General features: G+C 45.1%; 10 protein-coding genes. All 10 read right to left on the bottom strand.

Going from position 1 to position 8,071, the window contains the following annotated elements:
- Positions 1–257: 257 nt before the first annotated feature.
- Complete coding sequence (locus R7Z49_RS22625) at positions 258–1,304, bottom strand: porin (protein ID WP_064376710.1); 1,047 nt, start codon at positions 1,302–1,304, stop codon at positions 258–260.
- Positions 1,305–1,519: 215 nt separating this feature from the next.
- Positions 1,520–2,389: a metal ABC transporter solute-binding protein, Zn/Mn family gene (locus tag R7Z49_RS22620; RefSeq protein ID WP_064376711.1), complete on the bottom strand. Its 870-nt coding sequence runs from the start codon at positions 2,387–2,389 to the stop codon at positions 1,520–1,522.
- 22 nt (positions 2,390–2,411) lie between these two features.
- Positions 2,412–3,287, bottom strand: a complete 876-nt coding sequence (locus tag R7Z49_RS22615; RefSeq protein ID WP_005393560.1) for a metal ABC transporter permease — start codon at positions 3,285–3,287, stop codon at positions 2,412–2,414.
- Positions 3,287–4,015: a metal ABC transporter ATP-binding protein gene (locus tag R7Z49_RS22610; protein ID WP_017635536.1), complete on the bottom strand. Its 729-nt coding sequence runs from the start codon at positions 4,013–4,015 to the stop codon at positions 3,287–3,289. The genes R7Z49_RS22615 and R7Z49_RS22610 overlap by 1 nt, the downstream gene beginning before the upstream one ends.
- On the bottom strand, positions 4,015–4,941 hold the full coding sequence (locus R7Z49_RS22605; RefSeq protein ID WP_005374249.1) for a metal ABC transporter solute-binding protein, Zn/Mn family: 927 nt from the start codon (positions 4,939–4,941) through the stop codon (positions 4,015–4,017). Before R7Z49_RS22605 ends, R7Z49_RS22610 begins: the two co-directional genes overlap by 1 nt.
- Before the next feature lie 22 nt (positions 4,942–4,963).
- Entirely contained in the window at positions 4,964–5,515 is a 552-nt protein-coding gene (locus R7Z49_RS22600) for a DUF6162 family protein (RefSeq protein ID WP_005374250.1), read from the bottom strand.
- Positions 5,512–5,832: a hypothetical protein gene (locus R7Z49_RS22595; protein WP_005374251.1), complete on the bottom strand. Its 321-nt coding sequence runs from the start codon at positions 5,830–5,832 to the stop codon at positions 5,512–5,514. Before R7Z49_RS22595 ends, R7Z49_RS22600 begins: the two co-directional genes overlap by 4 nt.
- A gap of 42 nt (positions 5,833–5,874) precedes the next feature.
- Positions 5,875–6,705, bottom strand: coding sequence for a DUF4198 domain-containing protein (locus R7Z49_RS22590; RefSeq protein ID WP_005374252.1), 831 nt, complete (start codon positions 6,703–6,705; stop codon positions 5,875–5,877).
- Positions 6,706–6,720: 15 nt separating this feature from the next.
- Positions 6,721–7,260 carry a DUF2271 domain-containing protein gene (locus R7Z49_RS22585; RefSeq protein WP_054576196.1) on the bottom strand — a complete coding sequence of 180 codons (540 nt, stop codon included), beginning with the start codon at positions 7,258–7,260 and terminating at the stop codon, positions 6,721–6,723.
- 21 nt (positions 7,261–7,281) lie between these two features.
- Entirely contained in the window at positions 7,282–7,911 is a 630-nt protein-coding gene (locus R7Z49_RS22580) for a PepSY-associated TM helix domain-containing protein (protein WP_005374254.1), read from the bottom strand.
- Positions 7,912–8,071 lie beyond the last annotated feature (160 nt).

The following is an 8,071-nucleotide window of genomic DNA, read 5'->3' as shown; positions in this document are numbered from 1 at the left end:
TGAGTAGTTTTACAGGCAAAGCCGAAACGGATGATAACCACCTACTGAAGTAGGTGGTTTAGGGCTGAAAACAAAAATGCCCGCAAGTTGCGAGCATTTTTTATAGACGCACTCTCTAAACAAGGAGTGAGGTTACCTAAGCACAGAATGACCAGCGTCTCTTATAGCCAAAGGAAAGCAGAAAGAAAAACGCCTACTCACAACGAGTAGGCGTTAACACAATTAATGTGTTTAGGCAGTAGAAACTGGCCTATTTATTAAAAGTAGTAACGAGCACCGATTGTCCAAGCGTCATCTTCAACTTTATTGATGTCGTTACCAAGATCAAACTGGTAACCTGCGTAGGTGTAGAATGACGGTGTTACAGCATACTCGGCTTGAAGTGCAGACTGGCTAAATAATGTCTTGCTTGCCTTATCATCTTCCACCGCTTCGTAGTTTACGCTTAACGTCCAGTTGTTAAATCCATATGCAAGTAGACCTTCTAATTGCACTGTCTCTTCCAAACCAGCATAGAAATACTCGTTCATGCCGTAGACGATCGCAGCATAAATACCTGAACCATATTCGCCATAATTAGCAGCGATAATATGAGAAATCGCGTCTTTAGTAATTGAGCCGGACGTTACATCACCGCCACTGTATACGTAACCAAGACCAAAGCCAGCAAACTGTGCACTTAACGCTACTTGACCACGAGCATCGTATTCAGCTCCTTTTTTAACATACACTGGCAAACCGGAATCTTTATCTTTCTCAAGAACTTCACTTATGTCATCGTTTTTGCCCTGCCAACCAAGACCTAAGTTAAAGACAAATCCTTCACCAAATTCAAAGCTCTTACGATAACTCAGCATTTTTTCAGCTCGCCCAGAGCCTAGGTTGTTATGGTTTTCGTATAGGAAGTCATTCGCATAAGCAATTGGTAAATCCGCGACACCCGCTACATCGTAGTATGGCGACCATTGAGTACCGCCAACAACTCGACCAAACTGCTCGTGTGTAGCACCAATGTATCCAAGACGAGTTGTAAATGAATTCTCGCCGCCGTTCAGGTAATTTAGCTGCCATTCACCTTTTGCATCGATAGTAATGCCATTACCGATGTCTTTTTTCCCAGCTAAGTTAATACGTGGAGAGTTAGTACCTACGTCTGTTTCACCTTCATCTGAACCATTCAAATTAACTGAAACGTGGCCGCCGATAGAAAGAGATGTGCCTTCGCTATTGTAAACTTCAGCTGCGAAAGCCTGTGAACCACATGCTAGTGCCGCCACTGCAACGGCTAGAGTTTTCATTTTCATTGTTAACATCCGTATAGTTGTTTGTACCGGTTCGCTTAGAAACAGATTAAATCCGAATCAATCGCAACGAACACATAACAAAGTAGTAATGAAATAGAAATGAAACAAACACTTTCTTATGCAACCGGTGGTACTAATGCTCACATTCTGAACTAAATCACAAAAAAATAGGGAACTTTTCATTCCCCATCATAAAATCTGTGGCTTTTTACGTGTCACATCTCCCAACGTGCGAGTGGCTTCTCAGTTTTGATACCCTTACTGCCCCAGCGGTCAATAACATCAATTTGCAGTATACGACTCGGTTTAATAAGCGATGTCAAGGTTTTCGACGGTCGTTTATCCGTCACTAACCATAGCGTTTTATCTTGTTCAAACTGAGCTTTTAAAGATAATTTGTCTTCTTCTGTCCACTCGAGTTCCGGCTTAAATTCGCGCCCAACCACAAACAATTGGTTGCCAGAGGCAAAGTCCTCTAGTGACTCACTCATCAGTACCACTGAATCGATGCCTTTATCAAAGATCTCTGCCTGTTGTTGGTTGATCAGTTCACGCACATTGAGCATAAAAGCCTGTTGATTCGTTTGAATCGCCTTTTGGTGTTCAGGATATACACGTTGTAGATCCTCTCCAACAATGCCCGCCATTCGGATTAAGTTTGTAGGGTTCAGCCACGCGTACTTCGATGTTGACCCGTTTTCCAATGTCAGTGCTGCAACTCCTTGAGCTCTAGGAGAAATGGCCTGTGATGCATCGATTTCAATCAAGTGAATGTTGCCCTGTCGAGCGTAAACATAAGTCGGGTCTTGTTTCCAAATCGCACCAAGAGTAATAGCAACCGTCGCGGCTTGACCCGCTTGCTTAACTTGCTCTGTACCTTTATTTGCGAACCAGTTCTCAAGACGCTCAACGCCGTAACGCTTTGGAGGCAGATACTGAGTCTCTATCCCTGTACCTTTCATAAGTTGCTCAGACAACATGTACGTGACGGGAGTGCTGGTTAAAATGTCTTTGGCGCTTGCCAACGATGGAAATGTCGTCGCTATAACCAAACCAAAAGTTATCGCTAATTTTTTTATCTTCATGTTCATTACTTTATAAAAAGGGTTACGCTTTTTGGATAATTCGGTAAACCGTTGCTGTTAAGAAAAATGCCGCAGAAACAATGATGATGGATGCGCCTGATGGCACTGGTAGCTCAAGCTCCATCGGCAGTATGGTTCCGACTAAACACGCAATGGTTGCCAATAAAGAAGAAAGGAGAACGAAACTGCCCATGCGTTTAGTCAATAACCTAGCCGTTGCACCAGGAATCAGTAGCAATGCACCAACCAATACCGCGCCAATAATCTTTACCGCGGCGATGGTGACCAAGGTGATCATCATGACAAATAAGTAATCATAAAAGCTGGTATTAAAGCCGCGTACACGTGCAATATCCGGGCTAATACAAGTCAGCAAAATGCGGTTAAACGTTGGAATAAGAAGCAGTAATATGATCAAACAACTGATCGCTAAAATAAGGATATCGTTGTCCGTCACAGTCAAGATCGAGCCAAACAACACGTTCTCCAACATGTGAATGTTGATCTTGCGAGCAACGTACATTAACAGCGCAGCACCAACCGCTAACGCTAGTGCAAGAAAAACCCCAACCAGTGTGTCGTAAGGTACATTCGTACGATTACGAACAAAGTGAAGCAACAGCGCAAAAATCATACAAAAGCTAAACAATCCGATGATCGGATTCTCTGGCGGCTCACCGAGCAACACACCAATCGCGATTCCGGTAAGCGCAGCATGCCCAACCGCTTCAGAGAAAAAAGCCAGTCGCTTGGCGATGACTAATGTACCAAGACCACCAAGTAATGGTCCTAATATCAGCGCTGCAACAATTGCGTTCACCATGAAAGCATAAGAAAAGCTATCGCTTAACCATCCAGCTTCAACGCCGCTAACCGCTAACTCTCGCAACCAATCCATTATGCAGCCTCCACTTTTGCTGTGTAGTGCTTGAATAATGTTTCTATACGATCAGGACTTAGTACATCTGAATGGTGCCCTGACGCCACAATTTGACGATTTACAACATGGACCTGCGCATCTAAACGGCGCACTGCGGTCACGTCATGGTGTACTGCCAGTACCGTTTTGCCTTCTCCAACGACTTCATGAATCAAACCTTCAAGATATCGAACACCTTGCTCATCCATGCCAGTTGTAGGTTCGTCTAAAACCAATAAATTGGGCTCATCCAGTAAAGCTTGCGCAAACAAAACACGCTGTTGCTCACCGCCAGAGAGTTGCCCCATACGACGGTCGCTACGCGTTGCCATACCCACGCGATCCAGCTGGGCCAGGGCATGTTGAGTTTGTTTCGTTTTACGTCGCCAAAATAGAGGGATACGAGTTTGGTTAAGCAGTACAAAATCCATCACGGTTAACGGGAGGCTTGCTTCAAACATCGCTTTTTGTGGCACATACCCTATCTTCCCCGATGCAGCTGATGGTTCTGGCCAATTGAGCGCTATGTTTCCCGAAAATGGCGTGAGTCCAAGTACCGAACGAAGCAAAGAGGTTTTACCACCGCCGTTCGGTCCCATAATCACGTGACATTTCGCGTTCTCGAATTCGGCGCTGATGTTCTGCAAAATGATATTGTCGGCGTATTTTAGGCCCACGTTACTTAAGGAAACGGAAGGTCCAGTCATCACGCCTTTTCCCCTGCTCGCTTACTCGCCACAAATTTCATGGCTTCGATTAGTGTTTCCACATTATCTCGCATCTCAACCTCGACTTTATCAGCCTCATACTCACCGTGAGTCATGTGAGAAAAGCGATAAAGCTGCACCCCGGTCGCCTCTTCGATGGTATCAACAAAGCGATTCGGCATATTGAGCTCATAAAACAGAACATCAATGCCCGATTCACGAATTTTCTCTATCGTTTCCTGTAGCTGACTTGCACTTGGTTCTACACCATGAGCAGGCTCAATGACAGCGGCAACGTCAACACCAAACTCCTGAAGGATATATCCGTAAGCATTGTGGGTTGTCGCCACCTTCATACCAGCCGTGTCCAACTCACCAAGAGACAACATTGCATCACGCTTCATCAGGCGAAATGTTTTCGCGTATTTACGAGCATTTTGGCGATAGAACGTAGCATTGTCTGGGTCCAATTGGCTTAGCTCACTCGCGATGGTGTAAACCTTTTGAATGGTTGTTGATAGACCGACAAAGGTGTGAGGGTTCACTGCTCCTTGACCAACAGACTGCCCCATAGCGGGCAATAAAGGCACTTCTTTGTTCGCTTCTATAACCACGAGATCATCACGCTGAGAAGCCTTGATCACTTTCAGTGCAAAATCGTCATGACCAATACCATTGATCACTATTACGTCCATTTCATTTAAGCGCTTAAGATCATTAGGTTGTGGCAAATAGTTGTGAGGATTAAAACCAGCATCAACCAAAGGAACGATGTCCGCCTTCTCACCAACAACGGCTTTAACATAGCTGTAATAAGGTTGAAGCGTAATACCAATACTGAGTTTATCGGCAGCAAAGCCAGTAGAAGACACCGTCAATAACGCGGTGGCTGTAAGAATACGACGTAAAAGAGAGCGTTTGATCATAGTACTTATCAATTATGTTGTCTTAATGGGCGTGAGAATGAGAGGAAGAGTCTGACAGAACGATTTGTTTCCACCCGAAATCGTGGCGTTTAGCTAGATCGCTTAGTCCCTCCACATTTAACGAACGGCTAGAATCATTAAACCAAATATCAGCTTGAGAACTGCGGCTATCCAACAGCATGGAAGCAGAGCCTTGGGCACTGGTCTTCACGCCAATGTAGACACCGTCATCAATTCGTTGCCACTGATGAGAACCTTTACGCTTCCAGTTTTGGTCTTTCACGAACGGAGCAATCCAAAGCACCTCCATATCAGAGATCTCAGGCCAAGTTCCGGTATCTAACTGCAAATCACGAATCTCTTCATGAGCGAGCTTAAGCTCAGCGATCAACCCCAACTCATTTTGATGTAAATCCGTGATTAACACTTGATGAGACTGCATGTCTGGCTTTTCAGTCGCGACCTGATGGTAGGGCATAAGTATGGCTGCTGAACTGAGAATTGCTGCGATTGTCAGTGCGACCCACTTTCCTTCTCGGTTACCATCATCAGGGCGAACTTTCTGTACACTCATTTCTCTTTCAGCTCAACGATATCCACTTCCACCGGGCTTTCATGTCCGGCATCAAATACCAAATAGAAATCTGTTTCAGGGTGAGTAAATTCTGCGATGGAACGCTTATCTGTTTTTTCTTTGGCGATCAGATTGTCGTCGTAATCGTACATTTCGACATCGTAGTCGACCGCTGTCGATCCATCCGAGTAGCCCGCTTCACAAATCACTTTATCTTGCGCCAAGTGACAGCTCATCAGAGGAAAATGTGCAGCAGCGTGAAAGGACGCAAATCCAGAAAAAAGCAAAACCGCTTTTAGAAGAGAAGTGTTATTCATGATAATTCCAAAATGGCCCAGCAATTGCTGAGCCTAATTCGATTAGTTAAGTTGAGTTTCAAACGTAAGGTGAACATTGGCACTCGCTTTATCCGCCAATGGATTATCTTTTAATTCACCTTTGTAGTTCGCTTTCATTAAGTAGCGCCCGGCGACCTCTGGCGTGAAGATCACTTTGCCATCTTTATCGCTCACCACATCGATTTGTTCTTGATGGTTTCGGTACATGGTACCTTCACGTGTAATCTCAGCAGTAACGCCCTCTTGTGGCTCTCCGTTAAAGAAAAACTGGAAAGTCACAGGCTCACCTTCAATGATGTCCGATGGATGCGTGATCGGTTTCATCTCCAGCATTTTGCCTTCAATCTCCAACGCTTTGTCCGTTGGCATACCAACCGTAATGTAGCTTTCTGCTCGGGTGTAACTTAGTTGAGTAACCACATCACGCGCTTGCTCAGGAAGCACGTCACCACGCTCAGCTTTGTTTGCTCGCGCCCATTTCACCGTATCACGACGGCCCGCTTTGTATTGTGTGTAGTAGCTCGGCTGATTATTAATCGCGACTTTGTGCGTGCCTTCTTCTGTAAAAAAGAAATCAAACATAGAGCGACGCTTGCCACGAACAACAAAGTTAGGACGCTCAGAGCGGCCATCCGGCATCACCACAAATGCCTGATCACTACCCGCAGGCTTATCAAAAACAAACGTTCCGTGAGAGGCAGTAACATCAAATGTCAGCCAGTCACCGCCTTCTTTAGAAACCGTAAAGTGAGAGGGCAGAACCCAACGTGGATGTGCTTGTGCGGTGGTGGTTACAGCCAATCCCATTGCCATTACACTCGCCAATGCCACTGCTTTCATTTTGGTTTTCATTGTTGTGTCCTTTAATCACTTAACTTGATAATTGACGGTGATGACACCCGTCTCTTGTGTTGGTTTAAGCTCATAGCGCACGTCACTGTCCGCTAGCGTTATTTTTTGACGTAAGTAGTTTCGCCCACCGTGTTCACGAACGACTTCGACGTACAACGTGTAATTTCCTTGTTCCAAACGCTCCCCTGAGTCATTGGTTCCATCCCAGACAAAGCGGTATTGACCAGCAGGACGTGTTGCAGAAGTCACCGCATCAACAAGTTCACGATCATAACGACCCGCTTTTCTCCACCAGCTGCGTAGATCTTTTAACCATTCGTCTTTCCCTACCCATAACTGAATGGTTTTAACCGGTTTACGCTGATCGTTTTCAACCCAAACCGCCACATAAGGGCGTGCATACATTGAGGTATCTATCTTTGGAAGTTCGAGTTCGAAGTCGACCTTCGCGTTATCTGGTAGAGGCGCCGCGGAAAGAGAGAAAGGAGTAAAAGCCGCGATCAAAGCGGCTTTACAAAAGTGATTACGGCGGAAAAATCTTCCTGTGTTCAACATAAGTGTTCTCTAAAAAAGCTGTTATGGAACAGCAACAAAATAAATTACGAGCGACAGTAACGTACCAAAGCTCATCCATTGCATTGACGTTCTGAGCGTCTTCTTCTTAGGCAGTAATAAGCACACGCCTGTAAGAACAAAAAACACCATCAAAAGCGCAGTGACGTCGATAAACCACTTCCAAATCCCACCACTGTTGCGTCCTTTATGTAGATCGTTCAGCAGCGCAACAATACCGTAGTGCGTCGTTTCGACGTCTGCTGCACCAGTAGTCATATCAATAAAGACCGTAGCGTTATAACCCGGGCCTTTAAAATCCATAGAAAGCTCTCCGAGTAACAACTCACCTTGCTCAACTTCGGTATACACATCTAGTGCGGAGGGAGTGCCGCGAAGCTCGGTTTCTTTAGTCAAGAAAGCCACCAGCCCTTCACGATTAGGTTGAAAGGTATCTGAATGTGAGAATAGAACTGAGTGCGGAACCGTCAGAGTATGTTGTTGAATGATAGGTTCACTGCGTTCAAACAATTCGGGGCGATTGAGGGTAATACCAGTTACTGCAAAAAACAGCGTAACTAAGAGAAGAGCCATCGAAATATAGATATGTAGGCGGCGAGCCCAAGTTTGAACACCTTTGCTTTTAAGCAACATAGAAACAATCATCACCAATAAATGTGGGGCATAATTTAGGTGATAATCATTCGTATTGGCATTTAATTTACATTGTTTACTTTAAGTAAATTACCACCTTCTAAAGAAGGTGGCTTTGTGTGAGCCCCCTAAAAGGGGGCCTTTGTTTAGTCCAGCGCCA

This window comes from Vibrio sp. 1562, assembly GCF_033340155.1.
Taxonomy (GTDB): domain Bacteria; phylum Pseudomonadota; class Gammaproteobacteria; order Enterobacterales; family Vibrionaceae; genus Vibrio; species Vibrio alginolyticus.
The sequence above is the reverse complement of the archived record's forward strand: the minus strand, read 5'-3'. Positions and strand labels throughout refer to the sequence as shown.